The following is a 26578-nucleotide window of genomic DNA, read 5'->3' on the forward strand; positions in this document are numbered from 1 at the left end:
GATGGACCTGAGCTTTACCCCCGAAGAAGAGGCGTTTCGTGCCGAAGTCAAAGCGTTTCTCGCCGAAAACCTGTCCGAGGAACTGGCCGCCAAGGGCCGCAATGGTGAAGAGCTGACCAAAGCGGATATGGAAGGCTGGCACGCCACGCTGCAAACGCGCAACTGGCTGGCGGCGACATGGCCCGTAGAACACGGCGGCCCCGGCTGGAGCGCTGTTGAGCGCCATATCTTCGAAGAAGAATGCGCAATGGCTTTTGCCCCGCGTATTGTGGCCTTCGGTCTGAGCATGCTGGGTCCGGTTCTGTTGAAATTCGGATCGGAAGACCAGAAAGCCGAGATATTGCCGCGCATTCTGGACGGGACCCACTGGTGGTGTCAGGGGTATTCCGAACCGGGTGCCGGGTCCGATCTGGCCAGCTTGAAAACCCGCGCGGACCGGGACGGGGATCATTATGTGATCAACGGTCAGAAAACCTGGACCACGCTGGGTCAGCACGCCGACAAAATATTCTGCCTCGTGCGGACCTCTTCCGAGGGCAAGCCGCAGGAAGGGATCAGTTTTGTGCTGGTGGATATGGACACGCCCGGTATCGAGGTTCGCCCCATCAAACTGCTGGAAGGCGGGCACGAGGTGAACGAAGTGTTCTTTACCGATGTGCGCGTACCGGTGTCCAATCTGGTGGGCGAAGAAAACAAGGGTTGGACGATTGCCAAGTATCTGCTGACCCATGAGCGGACCAATATCGCCGGGGTGGGTTTCTCGCTTCGTGATCTGGACCGGTTGAAGCGGCTGTCGAAGCAGTTGCACCGGATGGGTAAACCTCTGGCTGAAGACCCGGTTTTTGCGGCTGAGATTGCCGAGGTGGAAATTGATCTGGAAGCCATGCGGGTGATGAATCTCGCGATGTTGTCGGCGGCCAAGGAAGGCGCCGCGCCGGGCATGCAGAGCTCGATGCTCAAGATCAAGGGAACCGTCATTCGCCAGCGCATCCAGAGCCTGACCAAAACCGCGCTGGGGGCTGCCGCTGCGCCATTCCCGGCCACCGAGCTGTCAGACAATGCCCGCACCGTGCCCGAAGAAGCCGCCGCATCCGCGGCCTTGTACTTCAACAATCGCAAACTCTCGATCTTTGGCGGATCGAACGAGATTCAGCGCAACATTATCGCCAAAGACATGTTCCGGAGCTGAGCCATGGATTTCAAACTGACCGAAGACCGGCAAATGCTGTCGGATACTCTGCGCCGCTACCTCGCGGACCAGTATGACTTTGAAACGCGCAATGGCCTGATCGAAACTGCGCCCTATCACTCGCCCGCGAAATGGGCGGAGTTGTCAGAGCTTGGCCTGATCGGTGCCTTCGTGCCCGAGGATCGGGGCGGCTTCGGCGGCGCTGGTTTCGACATCACCACCGTGTTCGAGGAACTTGGTCGCGGCCTTTGCCCCGAACCGTTGCTTGCCACGCTCATGAGCGTGCGCGCGGCGGCGGATTGCGGTGCAGAGGAGCTGGTCGAGGACATGATCGCAGGCGCAAAGCGTCTGACATTCGCGGTGTTCGAGCCGGATGCGGACAGCCTGACGCTGATCCGCACCAGCGCAGACAAATCCGGCGATGGGTGGGTGCTGAATGGCCGGAAATCTGTGGTCTATGGCCTGCCGGGGGCCGATGGCGCTCTGGTCGCGGCCCGAACCGAAGCTGGGATTGGCCTGTTTCTGGTCGATGCCCCTGAAACTATAGACTATGCCGTGATCGACGGTGGCGGTGCGGGGGAGTTGATCCTCGACAGCGCGGCGGCCACCTGCATCAGCGAAGATGCCGGAGACATTATCGAAGCCGCACTGGACGCAGGCCGTTTGGCCCTGTGCGCCGAGGCTGTGGGTGTTATGGAGGTTCTGGTAGACATGACGGTCGACTACCTCAAGCAACGTAAACAGTTCGGTCGCCCCATCGCAAGTTTTCAGGCGCTGCAACACCGTGCAGTGGATATGGCAATCGAGATCGAACAATGCCGAGCGATCACCATTCTGGCGGCCAGCAAGCTGGGAACGGACGAGGCGGGCAAATTTGTCGCGATGGCCAAGAACCTGATCGGACGCACTGGTCTTCTGATTTCGGAAGAAAGCATTCAGTTGCACGGTGGCATCGGTATGACCTGGGAATATCCCGGTTCGCACTATGCCAAGCGGCTGTCGATGATCGACCACCAACTGGGTGACCGCTATGCTCAGCTGCACCGTGTGATGGCGGCCTGACCCATGAGCGATGCTGTCCTGTTCGAGACCCAGGGGTCAACTCTGATCATCACCATCAATGAGCCCGAGCGCCGCAATGTCCTGTCGCGCTCGGTCTATGAGCCTGTCGAGAAAGCCCTGAGCGATGCGGTTGCGCCTGAGTCCGCGGTTCGGGCCGTGGTGGTCACCGGGGCAGGGCAGTTTTTCTCGGCCGGTGGCGATTTGCGTATGCTCAAGCAGCGACGCGAAATGCCTCTGTCGGACCGTGAAGAGCAGATTGAGTTTTTGCACAGCATGATCCGAACTATTCGTGCCTGTCCGCTGCCGGTGATCGCAGCGATAGAAGGCGGGGCGGCGGGGGCCGGGGCATCCCTGGCTTTTGCCTGCGACATGATTGTGGCTTCTGAAGGCGCGAAATTCACCTTGGCTTATGTCAATGCAGGACTGGTTCCGGATGGTGGCGGATCGGGTTTTCTGACGATGAATCTACCACGCCAGTTGGCGTCCGAGATGTGTCTAACGGGAAAGCCGGTCTTTGCCGAACGCCTGTATGCCATGGGTGTTGTCAACCGGGTTGTCGCCCCCGGTGAAGCCCTGAGCACTGCGTTGGACCTGACCGAAGCCCTGTCGCATGGCCCGCGTCAGGCTCAGGCTTCGATCAAGTCGTTGATTGCTGCGCCGGAACGCGACGCCTTCGACGCTCATCTGCTGCGTGAGCGACGTCTTATGTCGATTGCTCTTGGCAGCGACGAGGCGCAGGAAGGTATCCGTGCGTTCGAGGAAAAGCGCAAACCTGTCTTTCCTGTTTCATCCGCGCAACCAGAGAAGTGATCCGGGGCACTGAACAGGCGCGGCAGGGTCTTTAGCCGCGCTGCGCAGACAGGGCACCGGGCGGGTAGCCATAGGTCTTTGAGAAGGTCCGCACAAAGCTGGACGGTTCGGAATACCCCGTGCGCCACGCCACCGACGAGACGTTCAGTTTTGTCGTCTTCAACAACTCATGCGCAATCGCCAATCGCGCCTGCACCAGAATTTGCCGAAAGCTGGTGCCTTCTTCCGACAAACGGCGACGCAGCGTGCGCTCACTGACGCCCAGCTTGGATGCGATCAGGCCGATATGCGGGTCATTATTGATTTCAGGCAGCGTTACATCGCGTACACGAGACGTCCAGTCTGCTGCAATTTCACCCTGCTTATTCAATAGGTTACGACACTGTTGCAGACAATCCGCCATGACCGCCGGATCATGTTGCGGTAGGGGGCGATCCAACACGCGTGCGGGCAAGACAAAGGCATTGATCGTGTCATTCAACTGCACCTTCACCCCCAATTCGCGATGGACGGCCTGCGCAAATTCCGGGTCGGTGATCGTGGTGCGGAACTCGAACTGGCGAAAGGACAGATCAGGCATCAGCACACGGGCGAAATTGTCCAGAACGGTCAGGTGTCGCTCCAAAACGAACCCTTTTACCTGATCGGACAGACCCGTGGTGTCAAAAGTCACTTTGGGCCGTTTGCCGCTTTCATCCAAGCCCATCGTCGCGATGATGAACGACAGGTTGGCAAAATCCGATGCGATTTTCAGGCTGGCCCGCAGCGTTGGACTGCTGAGCAGCGCATAACCCCAGACCCCGAACACTTCGGGCCGATACCGGCGACCCAGCTCAATGCCCAGACCGGCGTAATAGGGGGCGTGATCCAGGAAGTTTGCGATCGCGGTCAGTTCCTGCGCCATCGTGACCTGCGTATCGGCGTTATACAGATCGAAGGGCTTTAACCCTGTATTTGCGAGGCATTGTTCAGGCGAAACGCCGAATTCCGGCGCTGTTTCGCACAGGATTCTGATGCTGCCGGGAAGCCGTGTCTGAGTGGCGTTTGTCATGGGCCGATTCTAGTGCTTTTGGCCGAAAATGTCAAAACACTGGCCGATCCGGACATCGGTTTTTTAGCGGCTTTCCTTACCTTATCGTCAAGGAGGACGCCATGCGATCTATCATTGCCATTCAGGAAAACCAGATTTCCCTGGATCAGATTAAACGACTCGAAGAAGTCATTCGCTCGGTCTATGCGTCGCATGTGTGCGACGAGAAGTTGACCATTGTCTGGAATATCGCTGACGAAAAGCACACGGTGAACGATCGCAAATGGTCGCAGTCATCCTTGTGTTCGATTGCGGTGCCCAACGGTTTCCCGCTGGAAAAACGTCAGGAGTTTCTGCTGGAGCTTGAACGTCAGTGGCGCGGTGTAACGGGTCAGCACCCCGACCAGATGTCATTCTCGGCATTTGATGAGGATAATTTCAAAGAAGTGCTCAAGGGCAACCTGGCGCGGTTCTCGCCGCTGGGCAAGTTCCTGTTCCTGTTCAGAACCATCGTGCGCGCCATGCGTTCCAAGCGTAAGCACGGTGTTCTGATCTCGCGCTTCAATCAATAATCCGGGGAGGATTTCATGCCACTTTATACGATTGCCACCCGCAAACCGTTGTCCGAACAGATGCGCTTTGATCTGGCGCAGACCATTACGGATGTGCATTGCGGCATCACCGGCGCGCCGCCGGAATTTGTCAACGTGATCTTCATGACCGGATACCGGATGCGCTGGGGTTCGGTTCTGGGTGTGAATGGCAACGTGCGCACCGGGGGCAACCGCGGGGCCGAGATTTTCGAACGCATCAACAAGACCATCCACGAAGAAGTCGCCAAGACCGCCAAACTCGATCAGAAGAAGGTGTTCGTGAAACTTATCGGCATCGACTATCGCTGGGTGGTCGAAGGTGCGATGACTATGCCTGCGCCGGGCGACGAAGGCGATTGGCTGGAACGCAAGAATGCATTCCACGCCAGCCTTGGCATTCCGCAGGCCGCCGCGTAGCGCAACTTTTTGATTGGAGATCAGGATGTCCGCACCTCATTTGTCACCCGTTGAAACTCAAGTGCCCGACCTTGAAGGGCTGTTGTTGGCACAGAAAAAGGCGTGTCTGGCAGATCCCATGCCGGATCGCGCAACGCGTGTGCGCCGTTTAGACAAGCTGCACAACGCTTTGCTGGACAACCGGGCGCGGATCATTGCGGCCTGCAACAAGGATTTCTCGAACCGGGCGGCGGCCGAGACCGAACTGGCCGAGCTAATGCCTTTGTTCGACGGGATTGCCTATTATCGCAAGCGTTTGCGAAAGTTGATGAAGCCACAGCGCCGGCACACGCCGCTGACGGTGATGCCAGCGAAGGTTGAGGTGCGGTATCAGCCCGTGGGCGTCGTGGGTATCGTGGTGCCATGGAACTTTCCCTTCTTCCTGGGCCTGTCGCCGCTGATCGGTGCCTTGGCCGCCGGGAACCGGGCCATGATCAAGACCTCGGAATTTGCGCCCGCCTCGGGCGAGCTGATGAAAGAGATTCTGGCTGGTATCTATGCCGAGGATGAGGTGACCGTTGTCACCGGCGGTGTCGAGGTTGCAACCGAATTCACCAAACTGCCCTTTGATCACATGGTCTTCACCGGCTCGACTCAGGTGGGCAAGATCGTGATGAAAGCCGCGTCTGAAAATCTGACGCCGGTGACGCTGGAACTGGGGGGCAAGTCGCCTGCCATCATCCAGCAGGATTTCCCTCTGGACGAAGCCGCCAGCCGCATCGGGTTTGGTAAGGGCTTTAACGCCGGTCAGATCTGTGTGTCGCCCGACTATGTTCTGTGTCCACGGGACAAGGTGAACGCGTTCGCCTCGGAATTTGCGGACACGATGAAGAAAGCCTATCCCAGCCTGCGTGAAAATGCGGACTACACGGCGATCATCACCGAACGTCAGAAGGCCCGCCTGGAAGGGTATCTGAAGGACGCCGAGGAAAAAGGCGCCGAGATCATCCCGATCAACCCCAAAGGCGAGACGTTCGAGGGCACCCGCAAAATGCCCCTGACGCTGGTTCTGGGCGCGGATGACTCGATGTTGGTCATGCAGGAAGAGATCTTTGGCCCGATCCTGCCCGTCATTCCCTATGACACGATGGAAGACGCGATTGCCTATGTGAATGAACGCCCGCGTCCGCTGGCGCTGTATTACTTCGACTGGGACAAGGGTCGCGCCGACGACGTCATGGCGCGCACCCATTCCGGTGGTGTTTGCGTGAACGATACCGTGACCCACGTGGGTGTGGATGACATCCCGTTTGGCGGTATCGGTCCCTCGGGCATGGGGCACTATCATGGTGAAGAAGGGTTCCGCACCTTCTCAAAAGCCAAGGGTGTCGTGCGCAAGGGCAAGTTCAATGCCACAGCTATGGTTGCACCACCTTGGGGGAACTTCATGTACAAGCAACTGATGCTTATGCAGAAATTCCGGTTCCGCCGCCGCAAGATCAACTGAGACAACAGGCAAGAAGAGCAGACGCGGCCCTCGGAGGGGGGCCGCGAAACTGATCAGAAAAACGGAGAGGCCGGTGCAGATCGGCCTTAGGGAGAAGACCAAGTGACTTTTGACTACGTGATCGCAGGGGGCGGCTCGGCTGGTTGTGTTCTGGCCCGCCGTCTGACCGAAGACCCGAACGTCACCGTTTGTCTGCTTGAGGCAGGCGGCGGTGGTAAAGACCTGCTTATCCGCATGATGCTGGGCGGAGGTCTGATGATTCAGAACAAGCCCGTACAGATCAACAACTGGTGCATGGAAACGGTGCCCCAGCCGGGTCTCAACGGGCGCAAGGGCTATCAGCCGCGCGGCAAGGCGCTTGGCGGGTCCAGCGCGATCAATGCGGCGCTTTATATCCGTGGTCAGAAGCAGGATTACGACGATTGGGCCAATCTGGGCAATGAGGGCTGGGATTGGGACAGCATGTTGCCCTATTTCAAAAAGTCCGAAAACAACCAGCGCGGCGGCGATGCGGAACACGGGGCAGAGGGTCCGTTGCAAGTGTCGAACCAGCAGGTGCCGCGCGAAATTTCGCATGCCTTTGTCGAGGCCGCGACGCGCCTGCAACACCGCCGGACCGACGATTTCAACCGGGGCGATCAGGAAGGCGTAGGCCTTTATCAAGTCACGCATTTCCATGATGAAGAGAAGAACGGTGAGCGGTGTTCCGCCGCGGCGGGCTATCTCTTTCCGGTGATGGGCCGCCCGAACCTGACGGTGATCACGCGCGCCTCGGTCAAGCGTCTTTTGATGGAAGGCAAACGGGCGACCGGTGTGCTGTACCAGCACAAGGGCAAGGATGTCGAAGTCAAAGCCAGCCGCGAAGTTCTGGTCTGTGCAGGGGCGCTGAAAACGCCGCAAATCCTGCAATTGTCGGGTATCGGCAATGGCGAAGACCTGTCGCGTCTGGGCATTGACGTGGTGCACGATCTTCCGGGTGTGGGACAGAACCTGCAGGACCATCTGGACTTCTCGCTGTCGTTCCGGGGCACCTACAAGGATAATCTGGGTATCAGCCCGTGGGGTGGGGTGAACCTGATGCACCACATCTGGCGTTGGAAAAAGGATGGCAAGTCCATGGCTGCCTCACCGGTGGCCGAGGGCGGAGCATTTCTGAAAACATCGCCCGATCTGGACCGCCCGGACATTCAGCTTCACTTCATGATGACCATTGTGGACGACCATTTGCGCAAGCTCTACTGGGGTCATGGCTATAGCTGCCATATGTGCAAGCTGCGCCCCGATAGCCGGGGCAGCGTGTTCCTGCAAAGCGCCGATCCCTTTGCAATGCCTGGAATCGACCCCGCTTTCCTGAGCGACCCGCGCGATCTTGAGACGATGATCAAGGGCGTGAAGATCACGCGTGAGATCATGAAAGCACCGCCTCTGGCTGATTTTGAACTGTCCGAGATGCACGGAACCGATACCGCCAAAACCGACGCGGATTGGGAAAAGCACATCCGCGACCGGGCGGATACGATCTATCACCCCGTGGGCTCGTGCAAGATGGGCGTTGATGAGATGGCCGTGGTCGATCCGACCCTGCGCGTGCGCGGAGTTGAGGGGCTGCGCGTCGTCGATGCCTCGATCATGCCGAACCTGATTTCGGGAAATACCAACGCGCCAACAATGGCAATTGCCGAAAAAGCAGCCGACATCATCCGATCGGCGGCGTGACCACGGCACAGCAATCAAGGACCTGAGATGAACATGATGACCAGCGCAGAAATCGGCTTTACCAGTCAGGCGGATATTGACGCGTTCGAAAAGGTCCCATTTTCGGACCGCGCATTTCCCGGCACGACCTATGACGCGCTGAAAGAAGGCGCGGCGATCAACCCGACTGCCCCGGCGCTCAGTTTTTTTGTGTCGGCGGCAACCTATGATGCGCCCAAAACGCTGAGTCATAAGGAGTTTCTGGGTAAGGTTACGCAGACCGCCAATGCGTTGCGCAAAATCGGCATCGGGCGTGACGATGTGGTGGCCTATGTGTTGCCCAACCTGCCCGAGACGCATTTTACCATCTGGGGCGGCTCGGCTGCTGGTCAGGTTCTGGCGATCAACCCCCTGCTTGAGGCCGACCAGATCGGCGACCTGCTGCGCGCTGCCAATGCCAAGGTTCTGATAACGCTGGAGAAAACGCCCAAGACTGATCTGTGGCATAAATCCGTGGCTGCCGTAGTCAACACGCCCTGCGTCGAACATATCGTCACCTGTAGCGTGTTTGACTGGATGGATGGCGGCGCGGCGGCTGTGTTTGGCACGATCAGCAAGCTGGCCCCGTCCAAGCTGAAAATCGACGGCCGCACCCTCAAGGTCACGCGCTTTTCCAAGCTGATCGCAGGCGCGCGCGCCGATGCGCTGGAGTTCGAGGCCCCAAAGCCCGACGACATCTCGACCATGTTGTGTACCGGCGGCACTACCGGCCTGCCCAAAATCGCACGCCGCAGCCACCACTCCGAGGTTTATGACGCCTGGGCGCTGTCGCATTTCAATCCGGAAGTTGCAGCCTCGGGTGAAGCGGTGTTCTGCGGCCTGCCGTTGTTTCATTCCAACGCTATTCTGGTGACGGGCCTGTTGCCGCTGATGAAGGGTGGGCATGTCATTCTGGCCACCCCGCAGGGCTATCGCGGCGAAAAGGTGATCGAGAATTTCTGGAAAATGGCCGATCACTTCAAATTCGGCACATTCTCAGGCGTGCCGACAGTTTATTCCGCGCTGCTGGATGTGCCCCGCGACGGGCTGGATATCAGTTCGATCAAGTTTGGGGCCTGCGGTGCTGCGCCGATGCCGGTTGAGCTGTTCAACACCTTTGTCGAAACCACCGGCATTCCGATTGTCGAAGGCTACGGCATGACCGAAGGGGCCGTGGCCTCGTCCTTGAACCCGACCCATCCGGACCGGGTACGGATCGGGTCCATCGGGTTGCGGCTGCCCTATCAGCAGATGCGCTGCGCCGTTTTGAAGGATGACGACACGTTCGATCGTTGGGCCGAGACGGATGAAGTTGGGGTGATCATGATCTCGGGCGCGAATGTGTTCGAAGGGTACATCATCGACAGCCAGAACAAGGGCATCTTCTACGAGGTCGAAGGGGCCAAGTGGTTCAACTCGGGCGATCTGGCGCGGCAGGATGCGGATGGCTATTTCTGGATGACCGGCCGCAAGAAAGAGCTGATCATCCGTGGCGGTCACAATATCGACCCCAAGGTGATCGAAGAGGCGATGCACGCACATCCCTCGATTGCGATGGCAGCGGCAGTCGGTCGTCCTGATGTAAAGGCCGGAGAGCTGCCGGTTCTCTATTATCAATCGACCACGGGCGCCGATATCCCCGCCGCTGACCTGGCGCAGTTTGCTGAAACACATGTGCCGGAACGGGCCGCACTGCCCAAGGACTACGTCCGCCTGGACGAATTGCCGCTGACGGCAATCGGCAAGATCCACAAGGTCTCGCTGAACATGATGGAAGTTGAACGCACCATCCGCACCGAGGCCGAAGCCAAAGGTGCCACCATCACAGCACTTGACGTGGTGCAGGACAGCCAACGTGGAATCGTCGCCAAACTCGCGTTGAGTGCCGGGCTCGAGGACATGCGCCACGCGCTTGGTAACTACACATTCGCGGTGGATTTCGTCGATCCAGCGCAAGCGTAACACCAGTACATCACAGCGCAGCGTCGGGTTAGGGCGCTGACGCTTAGGGAGGAAAGAAATGGACTTTGCAATTCAAGTGATCTTGCCACTCGCGCAGGCATTCATCATGTTTTCGCTGGGGTTGGGGTTGACCCTTGCGGATTTCGGACGCGTTTTCAAAGGCGGCAAGGCGCTGCTGATCGGAATCGTCTGTCAGATCGTGTTCCTGCCCATCGTGGCATTCGGGATCGTCACCGCCTTTAACCTGCCGCCGGTTCTGGCCGCAGGCGCGATGCTGGTGGCCTTCTGCCCCGGCGGTGTCAGCAGCAACGTGATGACCAAGCTCGCGCGCGGAGACCTGGCGCTGGCCGTGTCGCTGACCGCCGTTACCAGCCTGATCGCCTTTATGACCGTGCCGCCGCTGGCCGCGCTTGCCATCGTGCATTTCATGGGTGAGGCCGCGCCCGAGTTCTCGATCTCGAGCCTGGCGGTCTTTACCTTCATCCTGACCACTGTTCCGGTGATGACCGGGGTTCTGGTGCGCCACGTGTTCTCGGCATTTTCGATCCGGGTTGAAAAGTTCCTCAGCAATCTGGCCGTGGGCCTGTGGCTGCTGCTTCTGGTGTTCCTGTTTGTCGGCAACTGGGATCTGGTCACGCGCTCGTTTGCGGAAATGGGCGTCGCGCTGATGGTGCTGCCGTTTGTGCTGATGATCATGGGCTGGGGCGTTGGCCGGATGCTGGGCGTCTGCCGAACGCAATCCAAGACGTTGTCGATCGAGACCAGCATCCAGAACTCGCCGCTGGGTGTGGCGCTGGCCGGGGCCATCATGGGCACCACCACCGGCATCAGCGAGCTGGCGCTGCCCTCAGGTCTGTATTCGATCACAATGTACGTCGTCGCGCTGCCTGCGATCCTGCTGTTCCGCCGGATCAACGAGGCGCAGAGCGCCCCGTCAACGATGGCGCGTGCGTGATCTTGATCAACACCTCCGGGCCTAGCTCGGACTCTCAACACAGAGCTCCCCGGCCTCCGGGGGGTTCGCCATAAATGGAGACAAAGAATGGCAACGCTTGGGGATTCCCTGACACTCAGATCAGGCACGGTTTTGCGGAACCGCATTTGCAAGGCGTCAATGAACGAAGCGCTGGCGACTGCAGACGGTAAGGTCACACCTGCCTATGTGTCGCTGTATGAGGTCTGGGCCAATAGCGGCGCGAGCTTGCTGATCACCGGCAACATGATGGTGGACGGCAAGCATATGAACGAACCGCTGGTCGTGGATGTTCTGCTGGACAGCAACATGGACCTGCTGCGCAAATGGGCGGCCACGGGCAAGGCCACCAACACTCATATCTGGCCGCAGTTGAACCATCCGGGCAAGCAATCGCCCAAGATGGTCAATGACGCGCCGGTCGCGCCCTCGGTCGTGCCGATTGAAAATGATCTGTTCGTTCCCCCGCGTGAGCTGTCTGATGCCGAGATCGAAGAAATCATCGACCGGTTTGCCAAATCTGCCGCCCGTCTGGAAGAGGTTGGTTTTACCGGTGTTCAGTTGCACGGTGCGCATGGTTACCTGATCGGCCAGTTCCTGTCGCCACATCACAACCGGCGCGAGGATAAATGGGGCGGCAGCTTCGACAATCGCTTCCGCTTTGTTGAAGAGATTTACAACCGCATCCGCGCCTGTACCGGCAAGGGGTTCAATATCGGTATCAAGATCAACTCTTCCGATTTTCAGAAGGGTGGGTTCACCGAAGAGGACTCGATCGAGGTGGCCAAGCGTCTGGACAAGCTGGGCGTCGATCTGATCGAAATCTCGGGCGGTAGCTGGGAAAACCCGGTCAACCGTAAGGGCAAGGCCGAGGCCAAGAAAGAAAGCACCAAAAAGCGCGAGGCCTATTTCCTTGAATATGCCGAGAAGGTGAAAAGGCAGATCGAAACACCTTTGGTCGTCACGGGCGGCTTCCGCTCGTCCGAAGGTATGAGCGAGGCGCTGGCGACCGGTGCCATTGACATGGCGGGTGTGGCACGACCTTTCGCGGTGGATGCCAAATTTGGTCAGCATGTGATGCAGAACCCCAAGCACATGTCTCCGGTTGCTCCGATCCGTTCGGGCATCAAGAAGATCGACCAGATGGCGATCATGGAGATCAGCTGGTACACGATGCAGATCGAGCGCATCTCGCAAGGCAAGACAGTTCAGACCAAGGCAGATGGCGTCTGGCCGGCGCTGCGCGTGATGTACCGGTTCTGGAAAAACGGCAAAGCGGTCAAGCGCGTCCGCGCCTGATCTGCGCCAAGACCTCAGGCCGTTCCCACTAGCGGCCTGAGATGCCTACGGCGGGCTCACCCACTCCTCTGACATTCCAAGGAAAGACATCCGATGATTTTCACAGTAACCCCCGTTTACACGCTTTTTGTGGCGTTGATCTGGCTTGTGTTGTGGTTTCGGGTCCGCAACCGTCGGGCTGAACTGAAGCAATCCATTGGTGACGGGGGCGATTCCGAATTGCTGCTGCGTATCCGTCAGCACGGGAACTGCTCGGAATGGGCTGGGTTGCTTCTGATCCTGATGATTGTGGCCGAGGGTGCAGGCGCGTCGGCGCTGCCGCTGCATATCAGTGGCCTGTTGTTGGTTCTTGGGCGGCTGACGCACCCGTTTGGACTGAAAGCTGATGTGTCCCGAACCCCGCTACGTTACGTCGGCAACCTGTCGAACCTTGTGGCGGCCGCGGTCTTAGTGATTGTTCTGGCTGCGAGAATCGTCACCGGGTAACAAGCGCAGAGGCCATTTCATGATCCCTTTATCAGACCAGGACATTTCGAACCTGTCGGATTGCCCGGACGCTTTCTGGAAAAGATTCACGGTGGTCGAGGATGATCTGGACGGGTTCAAGTACGTCAACAACGCGGTCTATCTTCGATGGCTGGATGCAACCGTGTGGGAACACACGCGGGCTGTAGGCCTGAGCGAACAGGCCTGTCTTGACCTTGATCGGGGAATGGCTGCAGTGCGGCACGAGATCGACTATTTATCATCGGCATTTTTGGGTGACGAGGTTGTGGTCTACAACTGGATTTCGGCCAATGACGAAAAGCTGCGGGCCACGCGGAGTTTTCAGGTGGTCAGGCTGCAAGACAAGATGACGATCCTTCGGGCAAAGTCCAACTATGTCTGTACCAAGCTCAGCACCGGTCGACCTACCCGAATGCCCGAGGTTTTCAAGACTGCCTATGATGTGAAAACTTCGGCCTAGCGGCTTATTCCTTCAGAGTTCCGAAGATAGTTTCGTTATCATATCGACAAACCACCTATGCCCCGGATCGCTGTTGCGCGATTTGTGCCAGTACATCTTGAGGGCCAGCTTCGGGCTTTCAAACGGGAGCTCCAGTGTCGCAAGCTGGCCAGACTCGATGTACGGCGCGGCCTGCCGGTAGGAAATGATCGCTATCATCCCCGAGGCCGCGACAATTCCCGGAACTGCAACAAAGCTAGAGGCCTGAATGACGACATTGCGTTTGGGCAGGCGCGACCCCAAAAGGTACTCGATCGGGGTCAACTGGCGGCTGTTTTGCGTTGGCGCCAGGCTTGTGCGCGGCATGACCGAAACGTGTGGCAGGGCCTGGAATTCGTCAAGCGACAGCTTTTGTCCGGCCTTCGGATGATCGTGAGCGCATATTGTAACGAGTGTTTCTTCGACCATGAACTGGCTATCGAACTGATCCTCGGGCAAGTCCACAAATTCAATGGCGCAATCCAGTCGTCCGTCTTTCAGCCGCGTGGGGATGTTAGGAAGATAGTCAGGATGGACCCGAACGGCCGCTTTGGGGGCGACGCGATACAGGTTTGAGGCAATGTAGGGCATCGCCACCAGTTCCACCGTGCTGTTCATCGTCACGTCAAACGTGCGGTCCACATTCTCGGGCGAAAAGGGATATGCGTCATAGCTTTGACGTATGACATTCAGTGCCGGGGCCAGCGAGCTGTGCAATTGCAGGGCGCGCGGGGTTGGTTTCAGGCCACGTCTTGTGCGCACAAACAACTCGTCCTTGAAGCTGAGTCTCAACCGCTTGAGCGCCTTGCTGACGGCGGGCTGACTCATCGACAAACGGGCTGCTGCACGAGAAAGTTGCTGCTCTTGCACCAAAGCATCGAAGATAGGCAGAAGATTAAGATCCTGATTCCGCATAAGAGTTAAAGATATTCCTTTGAGGCATATTTACCTTATCTTTTATAAATTAGACTTTGTTTTACATAATCGCAATATTGTCCCTCAGGTAATACCCTTGGGAGGATTTCTAGCATGAGCGACGAATCTCGCGAAAAGTTCCGCGCCAAATACCGCGCGAGCATCAGCCCCTAATACAGCGGCTGGATTCATCTGGGCGTCATGTGCGTCGTGGCCATTGGAATCATGTGGTGGTGCCTTGCGCGCGTCCACGACCTGAGCTGGATTGATCTGTGGATCGTGCCGGTTGCGTTCCTGGGCAGCAACTTTGCCGAATATGCCGGGCACCGCTGGTTTGGTCACAAGAAGACCAAGATCCTGAAACTGTTCTACCAGCGTCACACCGGTGATCACCACACCTTCTTCGAAGAGCACGCAATGAGCTATCAGATGGTGCTGGACTGGCGCGTTGTTCTGTTCCCGCTGTACCTGATCGCGTCCTTCGCGCTGTTCGTGGCGCTGCCGGGTGGTCTGATCCTGACATGGCTGTTCAACGCCAATGTGGGCCTGCTGTTCGCTACCATCACGATCTCGCAATACTTCCTGTACGAACTGCTGCACTTCACCTATCACCTGCCGCGCGGTTCGGCGATCGAGCGTGTGTTCGCTGCGATCCCCGGTTGGAAATACCTGCGCGTGGTCCACACGGTGCACCACAACCGTGACCTGATGCATGACGCCAACTTCAACGTGACCTTCCCGATCGCGGATTGGTACATGGGTACGCTGGTCTGGTCGTCAGGTGATGAGCGCTCGCCCGACCGGGACCTGATCAAGTCTCCCGCGACCCCGGCAGAGTAAGCTGATCGTTATTGAATTGGGCGCATTTGCGATAAGCAGATGCGCCCTGTTTCTGTTGAACGATCAAACATCCACGGAAAAAATTCTACGGAGGCGTCATGGCCAAGCCTGACATTCGACCCGCAGGTCAAAAATTCGCAATGGCACTTGTGCGTAGTCAAACAGGGCTGCGACTGTCCCGTATGGGCGCCAAAAAGGGGGCAAAGCAAACCCTCGACGGCGTCGTGAACGAAACTGTTGAAGTTCCCCGCCGTAACGGTCAGGGCACGATCCGCACTCGTGTCTACAAACCAAAAGGCGATGTCAGCGGACTGCCCATCGTAGTCAGTTTTCACGGGGGAGGGTTCGCCACCGGCTGGCCCGAGCGTCACCATGCCTATTACAAGCGCCTGATGGACTCGCGCCCCTGTATTGTGGTTGCTCCGGCTTACACCGTCTCGATTGATGCGCCTTATCCTGCCTCGCATGATGATTGTTATGACACTGTTCTGTGGGCCCGCGACAAAGCGGCCAATCTGGGTGGATCAGGTGACATAATCCTGACGGGTAACAGCGCGGGCGGTGGGTTGGCCCTGTCCTGTGCCCTGCAAGCACGGGATAGCGGCGACGTAAAGATCGCAATTGTGATGCCGCTCTATCCGATGATCGAAGACCGTTCCTCGAACTGGTCGAAGATCGACAATAACTTGGTGACTTGGAACGAAACCAACTGCGTTCTGTGCTGGCACCTGTACCTGAAGGATATTCGCGCGCAGAAACGCTATGAAGTTCCGGCATATGCGGTGCCTGCCCGTGCAACCGACTTGTCTGGCATGCCGCCGCTGGCGGGGTTTGTCGGAGATCACGACATCATTCTGGCTGAGTATCAGGATTTTGTGGATCGGCTGAAGGCCGCGGGCGGTAGCGTAGTATTCGAGGTCTTTCCCGAAACTTTCCACGCCATGGAAGATTCTGCACCGGACTTGCCACGCTCGCAAGAGATCAACGCCTGGGTCTCGAACACGTTTGCTCAAATGGTCGACACCTATTGTGTTGGCGAAGCGGTTCAACAAAACACAGGGACCTGATCGCCAATCACATGGTCGACCAGTATTGCTAAAGTCAATGGCGGGTGAACCCGCCAATGGCCTGATGAAGGTCCTTCCACCAAGCTGAAATACCATCTGGCTGCCGACTGGCGTTGGCTTTTGCGAAATGCGGGACGGCATTGCTCCGTCCACGCGTTCATCGAACGGGTATCGTTAGATCGGGCGCAACTAAGCTCCCTCTTTCAGCACATCCCATAAATTTCACCACGGACGCTCCGTGGGGCGGTGGGCATTGCATTTCATGCAGGCTTGTTCGCGTCGTTCGCTTGCGACTAAGGCCGCAGTCTCAAGGACTGCGGGTGCATGTTGCCTTTCAAAAATGAAATTTATTGCAGCAACCAAATAAAGTACCAAAAAACCGTTGACGACTCTTCTGGCCAGTGATTAGAAATTCGATATTGCAATAACACGCATCATATGAAATTTCTTGCATTTGCCGCGTAATGGAGGAAGACTGCGGGGCAGGTGCAGGAACACACTCTTGGGAGGAGTTCTATGAAGTATAAGAAAATCAACGGCTTTGTTGCGTCTGCCGCGATTGCGGTTGCTGGTGTAGCGGCGGCTCCGGCCTCGGCTGAGGGCATCATGTGTGAGCCGGGCGAGACCTATATCATGAACGTCATGGTTTCGGGCCACCCCTATTGGGTTCCGGTCTATCAGGGCTTCAAGCAAGCAGCCGAAGCGTTTGGATGTGAGACCGTGTTCTCGGGCACGCCGGATTATGACATCACCAAACAGATTGCCTCGTTCGAGCAGGATCTGGTGAAACAGCCCGCTGGCGTTCTGCTGCACCCGATGCAGTCGGACCCTTTCATCGAGCCGATTGATCGCGCCATCGACAATGGCACCGAGATTGTGACCTTTGCCGCCGACAGCCCGAATTCCAAGCGCACCGGCTACATCACCTCGGACAACCATGCCGAAGCGAAGTTCGCCGCGGAAGAGATCGTCAAGCAGGTGGGTGACAGCGCCGAATATGCGGTTCTGGAAAACCCAGGTCAGTCGAACCACGACCTGCGCGTGACCTCTCTGATCGCGTATATGGAGGCCAACTATCCGAACATGAAGCTGGTCGGTCGTCAGGCGACGAACCAGGACAGCAACGCAGCGTATCGCGCAACTGCGTCGATCATTCAGGCGAACCCGAATGTCGCGGCGATCTGGATCCCCGAGGCGGGTTCTGCTGAAGGCGCCGTAGCTGCCAAGCTGGAAGCTGAATCGGACATTCTGATCATGCATGCAGATGTGACGCCGACCACGCTGGAGCATATCCGCGCGGGCAACATCCACATGTCGCTGAACCCAAACCAGGGCGTGCAGGGCTTCATGGGCTTCATGGCGGTGCACCTGGCCAATCGTTCGGACGTGTTCGATCCGTTCAACGACTGGAAAACCAGCGGCTTCAACCCGGTTCAGATCCCATTCATGGACAATGGCTTTGCGGTCATCACCAAGGACAATGCCGACAGCTTTGATCTGAACGTCTACATGGAAGGCCGCGATCCGGCCTGATCGGGATCTCCCCGACGAACCGCCCGCGCAGTTCCACTTTGGTTCGCGGGCGGTTCAAGAAACCAACCAATAAGAAACCCCCGAAAAGGTGGTGCCATGCAAGATGACGTGATCCTCCGGATATCGAACCTAAGCAAGTCCTTTGGCCCGGTCAAAGCGCTGCGCGGGATCGACTTTGAGCTTCGCAAGGGGGAAATCCACGCGATTGCAGGCGAAAACGGCGCAGGCAAGTCAACCTTGATGAATGTGATCGACGGGATCTTGCAGCCCGACAGCGGCGACATTGTGCTGGACGGCAAACCGGTCAAGATCTCGTCACCCACAATGGCGCAGCAGTTGGGCATCGGGTTCGTGCATCAGGAAATCGCCCTGTGCCCGGATGTGTCGGTGGCCGAGAATATTTTCATGGCCAAGACCAATGTCAGCCGCTCGTGGCTGATGGACTACAAGAAATTGGAGCGCGAGGCGGTGGATGTGTTCCGCCAACTCAGTGACATTGACCCGTCGGTTCTGGTGAAAAACCTTTCGATCTCGAACCAGCAACTGGTCGAGATTGCAAAGGCCCTGACGCTGGATTGCCGCATTCTGATCCTTGATGAACCGACAGCCGCACTCACGGAAACCGAGGCTCAGACCCTCTTTGGGATCATGCGCAATCTGGCGGATCGGGGGATTTCGATCATCTATATCTCGCACCGGATGGTCGAGATTTTCGACAATTGTGACCGGGTGTCAGTGTTCCGGGATGGGCAGCACATTGTCACGAATAATGTGGCGGATATTCAGCCCAGTGACGTGGTCAATGCGATGGTCGGGCGGGTGATCGACAACCTCTATCCCGAAAAGCAGGACAAGCCGTCGGATGAGGTCATCCTTGACGTGCGCAACCTGACCGAGGCGACGCGGTTCCGCGATGTCTCTTTCTCGCTGAAAAAGGGTGAGATTCTGGGCATTGCGGGTCTGATCGGCGCGGGCCGCAGTGAGATCGTCAAGGGCATCTGCCAGCTTGAGGGCGAGGTAACCGGTCAGGTCTGGCTGAACGGCGAAGAACTGAACCTGCGGAACTACCAGGACAGCATCGCCAAGGGGATGGTGTATCTGTCCGAGGATCGCAAAGGCGATGGTGCGTTTCTGGACCTGCCGATTGCCGCCAATGTTTCGGCCCTGAAGCTGGAACAGGTCGCCAACGGGATCGGCTTGATCCAGTCCGGTACGGAAGAGGCGCAGGCCGAGACGCTGGGGCGCATGCTGAACCTGAAATGCGGGTCGCTGAATGATCCGGTGTCGTCGCTCTCGGGCGGCAACCAGCAAAAGGTGGCGCTGGCCAAGATGTTGTCGGTCAACCCACGGCTGATCTTTCTGGATGAACCGACCCGCGGGGTCGATGTGGGTGCAAAATCCGAGATCCACCGCATTCTGCGCGATCTGGCCGAAGATGGCGTTGGGATCGTGGTGATCTCATCCGAACTGCCCGAACTGATTGGTGTCTGCGACCGGGTGCTGGTGGTGCGCGAAGGGCGCATCAGCGGGCAGGTCACGGGCGACGAAATGACAGAAGAAAACATCATGCACCTGGCCTCGGTCCTGGACACGCAGGCATCGGTCGCATGAGCGGAGAGAGCAAAATGGACAACACCGTGAACCTGACCCAACCGGGCGACACCGACAGCACATCGCTGCTGAAACGCCTGTTTCGGATGCGCGAAACCGGGCTGATCGTCATCATTCTGGGGCTGTTCCTGATCATGTCCTTCGCCTCGCCCTATTTTCTGACCTGGGCCAATATGCGGGCGATGTCGATGGCCTTTGCCGTGGATGGCCTGTTGGTGATCGGCATGACGATCCTGCTGATTTCCGGGGGAATTGACCTGTCAGTGGGCTCGGTCACGGCGCTGGCGATGGTGATCGCGGGTTGGCTGTTTTTAAGCGGAGTGAACCCGTGGGTGGCCTCGGCCATGGCGATTGCGCTGTGTACCGGGATCGGGGCCTTTATGGGGTTCTTTGTAACCCGCGTGGGCCTGCACCACTTCATCGTCTCACTGGCGATCATGGTGATCGCGCGCGGGGCTTGCCTGCTGTTCACCGGGGGGCGTCCGCTGGGCCTTTACACCCTGCCGCCCGAGTTCAAATTCATCGGGCAAGGCACCATCGGGCCGATCCCCATCGTGATCGTCATCTTTCTGGTCTTCGTGATCGCCTTTGATTTCATGCTGCGACGCACGACCATGTTCCGCAAGGTGTTCTATACGGGCAGCAACGAGAAAGCCGCCGCCTATTCCGGTATTCGCACCAAGAAGGTGATCTTCCTGACCACGACCCTATGTTCAACGCTTTGCGGTATCGCAGGCATCATCTACATGGCGCGGTTTGGGTCGGCACAACCCACATTCGGGTTGGGGCTGGAACTGACCATCATCGCCGCCGCCGTCATCGGCGGGGCCAGCCTGAACGGTGGCTCGGGGTCAATTCTGGGCGCGATCCTTGGCGTGATCCTGCTGTCGCTGGTCTCCAGCTCCTTGGCGCTGCTGGATGTGTCGGTCTACTGGCAGGACATCATCCGCGGCTCGATCCTGCTGGCGGCTGTGACCATCGACCATTACCTGAGCAAAAGGCGTGGGTGATGGTCGACAAAAAGAAAGATTTTGAACTGATTCGGCAGATCCATACCGTTCTGGTCCTGCACTATCTGGAAGGGCAGAAACAGGCCGATATAGCGCGGGCGCTGAACCTGTCGAACTCCAAGGTCAATCGCCTGATCACGCAGGGCCGCAAGATGGGTATGGTCAAGATCGACATCGAAAGCCCGTTCGAAACACTAATGGATATCGAGCGTGACCTGACCCGCTCGACCGGCCTGTCCGAGGCTATCGTGACCCCCTCGGTCGCGGGCAGTGCCGAGACCACTCTGCAACAGGTGGGCCGCGCTGCTGCCAATCACCTGCTTGAGACATTGCGCGATGGCGATGTCATTGCGATCACCGGCGGCAAGGCCGTCAGCGCCACGGTCGAGGCGCTGGACTCCGAACGCGACTTTGACGTGACTGTCGTGCCGCTGACCGGTGGCATTCAGGGCAAATATTATACGGATGTGAACCATCTGGCGACGCAGATGGCGGACCGGTTGGGCGGCAAGACCATGCTGCTACACGCGCCGCTTTTCGCCGAAAGCCGCGAACAGCGGGACATGCTGGAACAGGTCTCCTCGATCCGCGAGGTGCTGGATCTGGCCCGCCGCGCGAATGTGGCGCTGGTGGGGGTCGGTTCGATCGAGCCCGAAGGCTCCAGCTATTATGACCTTCATCCGGTGCCCGAAGCAGATCGCAAGATGTTGATGGGCATGGGCGTGATCGGAGAGTTTCTGGCCCATCTGATCCACATCGACGGCTCGGTCTCGAACTATGCGCTGAACTCGCGTTTGGTTTCGGTGACACCGCCCGATCTGGCGCAGTGTTCAAAGGTGATCGGGGTCAGTGCCGGGGCGCAGAAAGTGCAACCGATCAAGGCAGTATTGAATGGAAAGTTTCTCAACTCGCTGATCTTGGACGAAGATACAGCGACCGCAGTCATACAGGAAATGGAAGGAACACGAGATGTCGCATGAGATGCTGACACGGGAAATTGGCGCTTCGGGGATCGAGGCTTCGGTCATCGGGCTGGGCACCTGGGCCATCGGCGGATGGATGTGGGGCGGCACGGATGAGGCCAAATCCATCGCGGCGATTCAGGCCTCGGTCGATGCGGGTGTGTCGCTGATCGACACCGCTCCCGCTTATGGTCAGGGCGTGGCCGAGGATATCGTCGGCAAGGCGCTGAAAGGGCGGCGCGACAAGGTGGTGCTGGCGACCAAATGCGGGCTGGTCTGGCATACGCAGAAGGGTAACCATTTTTTCGACTATGACGGCAAGCCGGTGCATCGCTATCTGGGCAAGGACGCCATCATCTATGAGGTCGAACAAAGCATGACCCGTCTGGGCACGGATTATATCGACCACTACATCACCCATTGGCAAGACCCAACGACACCGATTGCTGAAACGATGGAGGCGTTAGAGGCCCTGAAACAGCAGGGCAAGATCCGGTCGATCGGGGCCAGCAACACCTCGGTTGATGAGGTGAAGGCTTACGTGGCCGCCGGTCAGTTGGATGCCATTCAGGAAGAATACTCGATGGTCAAACGCGACATCGAGGGCACGCTGCTGCCCGTGTGCCGCGAAAACGGCGTGTCGGTGCTCAGCTACTCCTCGCTGGCGCTGGGGCTGCTCAGCGGCAAGATCGGGCCAGATCGGGTGTTTGAAGGCGACGATCAGCGCAAAGACAACCCGCGCTTTTCGATGGCGAACCGCCAAAAGGTCGCGAACCTGATGCAGACCATCGCGCCGATTGCCGAAGCCCATGGCGCGACGCTTGCGCAAACCGTGATCGCGTGGACGGTGCAACAGCCCGGCATCACCTTCTCGCTCTGTGGTGCGCGCGACGCGACGCAGGCGGTCGAAAACGCCAAGGCCGGGCAACTGCGCCTGACCGAGGCCGAGATTGCCGAGATCGACACCCAAGCCCGCGCGCATCTCAGCGATCTGGACAGCTAATCCCCCAAGGCCCCCGCAAAGAACAGGACCACCATGTCAGAACAACGACAACAAAACCTGACAAAACTGCGCGAGAACGCTGCGTTTGACGCCGTGGTCATTGGCGGGGGCGTAAACGGGATCGGCGTTTACCGGGAATTGGCCCTGCAGGGTCTGCGCGTGCTGCTGGTCGAGCGCAACGACTTTGCCTCGGGCTGCAGCGCCGCGCCGTCACGGATGATTCATGGCGGCCTGCGCTATCTGGAAAATGGTGAGTTCGACTTGGTACGCGAGTCGCTTCAGGAGCGCGACGCGCTGTTGCTGAACGCGCCGCACATGGTGCGACCCTTGCCGACGGTCATTCCGATTACCTCGGTGTTTTCCGGCATGTTCAACGCGGCGGCGAGTTTTGTCGGTTGGCAGGGCAAACCCTCCAGCCGGGGGGCGGTGCCGATCAAGCTGGGCCTGTCGCTGTATGATTGGGTGACGCGCAAGCGGCGCATCCTGCCCAAGCACCATTTCAACAGCGCAGGGCGCACCTGCAAGGACTGGCCCGCGCTCACGTCCAAGGCCACGCGGTCAGCGGTGTATTACGACGCGCAGATCACCCATCCCGAACGGCTGTGTGTCGAGATGATCCGCGATGTTCAGGTCGCAGCGCCCGACTGCGTAGCCCTGAACTATGCCGAGATGACGCGGGATGGCGAAGACTATACGGTGACCGATCGGCGCAGCGGTCAGAGCCTGCGGGTTCAGCCCAAGGTGATCGTGAACGCCACGGGTGCCTGGCTGGACGACACGGTACGCGGCTTGGGCGGTGGTGCCAATGAGCAGATGGTTTCAGGAACCAAGGGTTCGCATCTGATCATTGACAACCCGGCGCTGGCTCAGGCGCTTGGCGGTCACATGGTTTATTTCGAAAATACCGACGGACGGGTCTGCATCGTCTTCCCCTATCAGGGCAAGGTGTTGGCCGGGTCGACCGATATTCGCGTCGACAAGGCGGCGCGTGTGCGGTGTGAGCCAGACGAGTTCGACTATATCCTCGGCTCACTGCGGCTGGTGTTTCCAGAGATTGAGATTGCCCCCGAACAGGTGGTGTTCAGCTACAGCGGCATCCGTCCGCTGCCGCACAGTGATCAGGATTTCACCGGTCGGATTTCGCGCGGTCACTACACGAAGCGACTGGACGGGGATGTGCCACAATTCTGCATGGTGGGTGGCAAATGGACCACCTTCCGCGCCTTTGGCGAACAAACCGCGGATGAGGTTCTGGCTGAGCTTGGTAAAACCCGTCAAAATTCGACCCTTGGGTTGGCCATCGGCGGTGGCGCGCAGTTCCCGGATGATCCCGCAACCCTGCATCGCAGGTTGGTCGAGGAATTCCGCATCTCGCCCGACCGCGCGCAGCATCTGATCGAGCACTACGGCAGTCAGGCCGATGACGTCGCCCTGTTCTGCCAGTCCCGTCAGGATGCACCGCTGGTTGAAGACTGCCCCTATACGCAGGCCGAGATCATCTGGCTGCTGCGCACCGAATATGTTGAAACCCTGTCGGACATCGTTTTGCGCCGCACCGCGCTTGCCATCACCGGGCAGATTTCGACCGATGTGCTGGATCGGCTGGGCAAGAGTTTTGCCAAGGAATGTGGTCTCAATCCACAAGAAATCTCTGATCAGACCCAAACGCTGATCCACGAATTGTCCGAGTTCTACGGTGTCACCGCCGAGACTCTGACCGCACGAAATAATGAACGGAGAACAGAATGCGTGTAAGCACCAAAGCCCGGATGAACCGGATGTTTACCAATGGCGGATGTCTGGACGTGGCGATCGACCACGGGGTCTGCAATGAACCCAGTTTTATGGTCGGGCTTGAGGATATGGCAGGCGTCATGGACACGCTGATCGGGGCCAAGCCCGACGCAATCCAATGCGCCTATGGGCAGGCTGATCTGCTGCAATCCCGGCCCGAAAAGGACAAGCCTGCGCTGGTGATGCGGATCGACATGGGCAACCCCTATAATGATCAGCGCCACCGTGTGATGTGGTCGATGCTGCAAAACGCCGACGAGCCGATCATCGGCGCGCTGGAAATGGACGCCTCCGCCGTTGTGGTAAACCTGTTCATGCTGCCCGATGAGCCCGAGCTGTTCCGTCAATGCGTCGAAAACATCAGCAAGGTGCGCGCGGCCTGTCATAAGTACGGGATGCCGCTGATGATCGAACCTCTGGTCATGCTGCCCAATGATGTGCGCGGCGGCTATCAGGTGGATGGCGATGCGGAAAAGATCGTGACGCTGGTGCGTCTGGCCTCTGAAATGGGGGCGGATATCATCAAGGCAGACCCGACCGAGAACGCGCAGGACTTCCACCGCGTGATTGAGGCCGCCCGCGTGCCGGTTCTGGTGCGTGGCGGTGGCAAAGAAGACCTTAAGAACGTGCTGATGAAATCGGCGGCTCTGATGGCGCAGGGCGCACAGGGGATGGTTTATGGCCGCAACATCTATCAGCATGACAACCCCAAGGCGGTTGTGGCGGCACTGATGGCGATGATCCACAATAAGGCCAGCGGCGAAGAAGCGTGGGATATCTATAACCGTGGCTAAAGACGGATACATTCTGGGGCTGGATGCGGGGAACACGGTCATCAAGGCCGTTCTCTTCGATCTACAGGGGAGCCCCGTGGCGATGCAGGCGCTGGACGGGCAGTCCTCGACCCCGCAGCCGGGGCATGTGGAGCGCGACCTGAACGAGCTTTGGGTCAACGCTCGGCAGGTGATCTCGGGCTGCATCAACAAGGCCGGGATCACGCCGGATCAGATCATCGGGGTGGGCTGTGCGGGGCATGGCAACGGGCTGTATCTGTTGGACAAGGCGGGCGAACCGCTTGTGGGCATCCAGTCGCTGGACACGCGCGCAGCTGGTCTGGCTGAGGAACTGTCCGAGGCCGCAGGGGATGCGCTGCACGCGCTCTGCCTGCAAAAGCCCTGGCCGTCCCAGACCCCGGTTCTGCTGGCCTGGATCAAACGCCACCGGCCCGAGGTCTACGCGCAGACCGGAACGGTTCTGCTGTGCAAGGATTTCATCACCTACAAACTGACCGGTGAGCGGGTCAGCGAGATTTCGGACATGTCCGGCTGCGGTCTGACGCGGATGCCCGAATGTGCCTATGATGACGGGTTGCTGGCGCTTTATGGTCTGGGCGACGCGCGTGAGATGCTGCCGCGCCTGATCGACCCGGCGGAGATTGCCGGAACTGTCAGCGCCGAAGCCGCCGCAGTGACCGGATTGGCCGAGGGCACGCCTGTTATCGGCGGTTATTTCGACGTGGTGTCCAGTGCGATGGGATCAGGCGTGGTGCGCGCGGGTGAGGCGTCGATCATCGCGGGGACTTGGAGTATCAATCAGGTGTTCTCGGACGCGCCTGCCGTCAACGATAATCTGTTCATGGTGTCGGGTTTTGGTCCGAACCGGTTCGTGAATATCGAGGCCAGCGCGACGTCGGCCGCCAATCTGGAATGGTATGTGCGCGAATTCGTCGAACGCGGCGCGCATCACGATGACCCATTTGGGTTCTGCAATGAGAAGGTGGCCGAGGTCACCCCGGCGGCAGATGATCCGTTCTTTCATCCGTTTCTCTATGGCTCGGGGCAGGGGGCGTCGTTCCGGGGTGGCTTTTACGGGGTCGCGGGCTGGCACGGCGAGGGCCATATGCTGCGCGCCTTGTTCGAGGGGGTTTTATTCGAGCACCGCCGCCACATCGAGGTTTTGAAAACTGCGGGCGTCAGTTTTGATCGGGCGGTTCTGTCCGGCGGTGGCTCGCGCAGCCCTGTTTGGCCGCAGATGTTTGCCGATTGCCTGGGCGTCCCGATCTACGTGGCCGAAGCGCAGGAAACCGGCGCGTTGGGCGCCGCGATAGGTGTTTCTGTGGCAACAGGCGCGTATGGCTCCTACGAAAACGCCATCAGTCAAATGACCCGCCGCAAGGCCGAGTTCCAGCCGAATGCGGATATGAAAGCCCATTACGATACCCGCTATGCGCAGTATCTTGCGCTTATCGAAGCCATGCGCGGGTTCTGGAACAGCGCTCAAACTTCAACCGAAAGGTAATCAAC

Annotated in this window: 24 protein-coding genes; 22 read left to right on the forward strand and 2 right to left on the reverse strand. The window is 58.5% G+C overall.

The annotated features are described in order from the left end of the window. The first annotated feature begins 1 nt into the window (after position 1). Genes ACR0MS_RS09445 through ACR0MS_RS09455 form a run of 3 tightly spaced genes read left to right on the forward strand, consistent with a single transcriptional unit; the run spans position 2 to position 3061 of the window. Entirely contained in the window at positions 2-1189 is a 1188-nt protein-coding gene (locus ACR0MS_RS09445) for an acyl-CoA dehydrogenase family protein (RefSeq protein ID WP_480576050.1), read from the forward strand. Between the two features lie 3 nt (positions 1190-1192). Continuing rightward, entirely contained in the window at positions 1193-2251 is a 1059-nt protein-coding gene (locus ACR0MS_RS09450; RefSeq protein ID WP_480576053.1) for an acyl-CoA dehydrogenase family protein, read from the forward strand. A 3-nt stretch (positions 2252-2254) separates the two neighbouring features. Further along, positions 2255-3061: an oxepin-CoA hydrolase, alternative type gene (locus tag ACR0MS_RS09455; RefSeq protein ID WP_480576056.1), complete on the forward strand. Its 807-nt coding sequence runs from the start codon at positions 2255-2257 to the stop codon at positions 3059-3061. A 31-nt stretch (positions 3062-3092) separates the two neighbouring features. On the opposite strand, the gene ACR0MS_RS09460 is transcribed toward ACR0MS_RS09455, so the two are convergent. After that, the gene (locus tag ACR0MS_RS09460) at positions 3093-4112 is read right to left on the reverse strand and encodes an AraC family transcriptional regulator (protein WP_480576059.1); all 1020 of its coding nucleotides are present in this window, start codon (positions 4110-4112) and stop codon (positions 3093-3095) included. Between the two features lie 101 nt (positions 4113-4213). Here ACR0MS_RS09460 and ACR0MS_RS09465 point away from each other — a divergent pair, with 101 nt between their 5' ends. The 9 genes from ACR0MS_RS09465 to ACR0MS_RS09505 all read left to right on the forward strand — a co-directional run bounded on the left by ACR0MS_RS09465 (position 4214) and on the right by ACR0MS_RS09505 (position 13522). After that, on the forward strand, positions 4214-4663 hold the full coding sequence (locus ACR0MS_RS09465; protein WP_480576062.1) for a hypothetical protein: 450 nt from the start codon (positions 4214-4216) through the stop codon (positions 4661-4663). 15 nt (positions 4664-4678) lie between these two features. Beyond that, on the forward strand, positions 4679-5101 hold the full coding sequence (locus tag ACR0MS_RS09470; RefSeq protein ID WP_480576066.1) for a tautomerase family protein: 423 nt from the start codon (positions 4679-4681) through the stop codon (positions 5099-5101). A 25-nt stretch (positions 5102-5126) separates the two neighbouring features. Then, on the forward strand, positions 5127-6587 hold the full coding sequence (locus ACR0MS_RS09475) for a coniferyl aldehyde dehydrogenase (protein WP_480576069.1): 1461 nt from the start codon (positions 5127-5129) through the stop codon (positions 6585-6587). Positions 6588-6689: 102 nt separating this feature from the next. Further along, the gene (locus ACR0MS_RS09480; protein ID WP_480576072.1) at positions 6690-8303 is read left to right on the forward strand and encodes a GMC family oxidoreductase; all 1614 of its coding nucleotides are present in this window, start codon (positions 6690-6692) and stop codon (positions 8301-8303) included. Positions 8304-8336: 33 nt separating this feature from the next. Next, a complete protein-coding gene (locus ACR0MS_RS09485; RefSeq protein ID WP_480576075.1) occupies positions 8337-10283 on the forward strand; it encodes an acyl-CoA synthetase in 1947 nt (648 codons plus the stop codon). Between the two features lie 58 nt (positions 10284-10341). Then, a complete protein-coding gene (locus tag ACR0MS_RS09490) occupies positions 10342-11238 on the forward strand; it encodes a bile acid:sodium symporter family protein (protein WP_480576079.1) in 897 nt (298 codons plus the stop codon). Between the two features lie 87 nt (positions 11239-11325). Then, on the forward strand, positions 11326-12555 hold the full coding sequence (locus ACR0MS_RS09495) for an NADH:flavin oxidoreductase/NADH oxidase family protein (RefSeq protein WP_480576082.1): 1230 nt from the start codon (positions 11326-11328) through the stop codon (positions 12553-12555). A gap of 93 nt (positions 12556-12648) precedes the next feature. Further along, positions 12649-13041: an MAPEG family protein gene (locus ACR0MS_RS09500; protein ID WP_480576085.1), complete on the forward strand. Its 393-nt coding sequence runs from the start codon at positions 12649-12651 to the stop codon at positions 13039-13041. A 19-nt stretch (positions 13042-13060) separates the two neighbouring features. Next, entirely contained in the window at positions 13061-13522 is a 462-nt protein-coding gene (locus ACR0MS_RS09505; RefSeq protein WP_480576088.1) for an acyl-CoA thioesterase, read from the forward strand. Between the two features lie 12 nt (positions 13523-13534). On the opposite strand, the gene ACR0MS_RS09510 is transcribed toward ACR0MS_RS09505, so the two are convergent. Then, positions 13535-14455, reverse strand: a complete 921-nt coding sequence (locus ACR0MS_RS09510; protein ID WP_480576091.1) for a LysR substrate-binding domain-containing protein — start codon at positions 14453-14455, stop codon at positions 13535-13537. A 210-nt stretch (positions 14456-14665) separates the two neighbouring features. Between ACR0MS_RS09510 and ACR0MS_RS09515 the strand changes: the two genes are divergently transcribed. From ACR0MS_RS09515 to ACR0MS_RS09560, 10 genes are all read left to right on the forward strand, one after another. After that, on the forward strand, positions 14666-15295 hold the full coding sequence (locus ACR0MS_RS09515; protein ID WP_480576094.1) for a sterol desaturase family protein: 630 nt from the start codon (positions 14666-14668) through the stop codon (positions 15293-15295). A 98-nt stretch (positions 15296-15393) separates the two neighbouring features. Beyond that, positions 15394-16362 carry an alpha/beta hydrolase gene (locus tag ACR0MS_RS09520; protein ID WP_480576097.1) on the forward strand — a complete coding sequence of 323 codons (969 nt, stop codon included), beginning with the start codon at positions 15394-15396 and terminating at the stop codon, positions 16360-16362. A gap of 516 nt (positions 16363-16878) precedes the next feature. Further along, positions 16879-17895: a substrate-binding domain-containing protein gene (locus ACR0MS_RS09525; RefSeq protein WP_480576100.1), complete on the forward strand. Its 1017-nt coding sequence runs from the start codon at positions 16879-16881 to the stop codon at positions 17893-17895. A 96-nt stretch (positions 17896-17991) separates the two neighbouring features. After that, positions 17992-19506: a sugar ABC transporter ATP-binding protein gene (locus tag ACR0MS_RS09530; protein ID WP_480576103.1), complete on the forward strand. Its 1515-nt coding sequence runs from the start codon at positions 17992-17994 to the stop codon at positions 19504-19506. A 14-nt stretch (positions 19507-19520) separates the two neighbouring features. Continuing rightward, positions 19521-20516: an ABC transporter permease gene (locus ACR0MS_RS09535; protein WP_480576106.1), complete on the forward strand. Its 996-nt coding sequence runs from the start codon at positions 19521-19523 to the stop codon at positions 20514-20516. Next, entirely contained in the window at positions 20516-21496 is a 981-nt protein-coding gene (locus ACR0MS_RS09540) for a sugar-binding transcriptional regulator (RefSeq protein ID WP_480576110.1), read from the forward strand. The genes ACR0MS_RS09535 and ACR0MS_RS09540 overlap by 1 nt, the downstream gene beginning before the upstream one ends. Next, the gene (locus ACR0MS_RS09545) at positions 21486-22481 is read left to right on the forward strand and encodes an aldo/keto reductase (RefSeq protein ID WP_480576112.1); all 996 of its coding nucleotides are present in this window, start codon (positions 21486-21488) and stop codon (positions 22479-22481) included. Before ACR0MS_RS09540 ends, ACR0MS_RS09545 begins: the two co-directional genes overlap by 11 nt. Positions 22482-22514: 33 nt before the next feature. Further along, on the forward strand, positions 22515-24236 hold the full coding sequence (locus ACR0MS_RS09550; protein WP_480576115.1) for a glycerol-3-phosphate dehydrogenase/oxidase: 1722 nt from the start codon (positions 22515-22517) through the stop codon (positions 24234-24236). Further along, the gene (locus ACR0MS_RS09555) at positions 24227-25069 is read left to right on the forward strand and encodes a class I fructose-bisphosphate aldolase (protein ID WP_480576118.1); all 843 of its coding nucleotides are present in this window, start codon (positions 24227-24229) and stop codon (positions 25067-25069) included. The genes ACR0MS_RS09550 and ACR0MS_RS09555 overlap by 10 nt, the downstream gene beginning before the upstream one ends. Continuing rightward, positions 25062-26573 carry an FGGY-family carbohydrate kinase gene (locus ACR0MS_RS09560; protein WP_480576120.1) on the forward strand — a complete coding sequence of 504 codons (1512 nt, stop codon included), beginning with the start codon at positions 25062-25064 and terminating at the stop codon, positions 26571-26573. The genes ACR0MS_RS09555 and ACR0MS_RS09560 overlap by 8 nt, the downstream gene beginning before the upstream one ends. The last annotated feature ends 5 nt before the right edge of the window (positions 26574-26578 follow it).

The organism is Ruegeria sp. CJ2 (genome assembly GCF_056536745.1).

Coding starts and splice junctions, on each gene's coding strand:
- ACR0MS_RS09445 (WP_480576050.1), top strand. CDS start 2: ATGGACCTGAGCTTTACCCCCGAAGAAGAGGCGTTTCGTGCCGAAGTC.
- ACR0MS_RS09450 (WP_480576053.1), top strand. CDS start 1,193: ATGGATTTCAAACTGACCGAAGACCGGCAAATGCTGTCGGATACTCTG.
- ACR0MS_RS09455 (WP_480576056.1), top strand. CDS start 2,255: ATGAGCGATGCTGTCCTGTTCGAGACCCAGGGGTCAACTCTGATCATC.
- ACR0MS_RS09460 (WP_480576059.1), bottom strand. CDS start 4,112: ATGACAAACGCCACTCAGACACGGCTTCCCGGCAGCATCAGAATCCTG.
- ACR0MS_RS09465 (WP_480576062.1), top strand. CDS start 4,214: ATGCGATCTATCATTGCCATTCAGGAAAACCAGATTTCCCTGGATCAG.
- ACR0MS_RS09470 (WP_480576066.1), top strand. CDS start 4,679: ATGCCACTTTATACGATTGCCACCCGCAAACCGTTGTCCGAACAGATG.
- ACR0MS_RS09475 (WP_480576069.1), top strand. CDS start 5,127: ATGTCCGCACCTCATTTGTCACCCGTTGAAACTCAAGTGCCCGACCTT.
- ACR0MS_RS09485 (WP_480576075.1), top strand. CDS start 8,337: ATGATGACCAGCGCAGAAATCGGCTTTACCAGTCAGGCGGATATTGAC.
- ACR0MS_RS09490 (WP_480576079.1), top strand. CDS start 10,342: ATGGACTTTGCAATTCAAGTGATCTTGCCACTCGCGCAGGCATTCATC.
- ACR0MS_RS09495 (WP_480576082.1), top strand. CDS start 11,326: ATGGCAACGCTTGGGGATTCCCTGACACTCAGATCAGGCACGGTTTTG.
- ACR0MS_RS09500 (WP_480576085.1), top strand. CDS start 12,649: ATGATTTTCACAGTAACCCCCGTTTACACGCTTTTTGTGGCGTTGATC.
- ACR0MS_RS09505 (WP_480576088.1), top strand. CDS start 13,061: ATGATCCCTTTATCAGACCAGGACATTTCGAACCTGTCGGATTGCCCG.
- ACR0MS_RS09510 (WP_480576091.1), bottom strand. CDS start 14,455: ATGCGGAATCAGGATCTTAATCTTCTGCCTATCTTCGATGCTTTGGTG.
- ACR0MS_RS09520 (WP_480576097.1), top strand. CDS start 15,394: ATGGCCAAGCCTGACATTCGACCCGCAGGTCAAAAATTCGCAATGGCA.
- ACR0MS_RS09525 (WP_480576100.1), top strand. CDS start 16,879: ATGAAGTATAAGAAAATCAACGGCTTTGTTGCGTCTGCCGCGATTGCG.
- ACR0MS_RS09530 (WP_480576103.1), top strand. CDS start 17,992: ATGCAAGATGACGTGATCCTCCGGATATCGAACCTAAGCAAGTCCTTT.
- ACR0MS_RS09535 (WP_480576106.1), top strand. CDS start 19,521: ATGGACAACACCGTGAACCTGACCCAACCGGGCGACACCGACAGCACA.
- ACR0MS_RS09540 (WP_480576110.1), top strand. CDS start 20,516: ATGGTCGACAAAAAGAAAGATTTTGAACTGATTCGGCAGATCCATACC.
- ACR0MS_RS09545 (WP_480576112.1), top strand. CDS start 21,486: ATGTCGCATGAGATGCTGACACGGGAAATTGGCGCTTCGGGGATCGAG.
- ACR0MS_RS09550 (WP_480576115.1), top strand. CDS start 22,515: ATGTCAGAACAACGACAACAAAACCTGACAAAACTGCGCGAGAACGCT.
- ACR0MS_RS09555 (WP_480576118.1), top strand. CDS start 24,227: ATGCGTGTAAGCACCAAAGCCCGGATGAACCGGATGTTTACCAATGGC.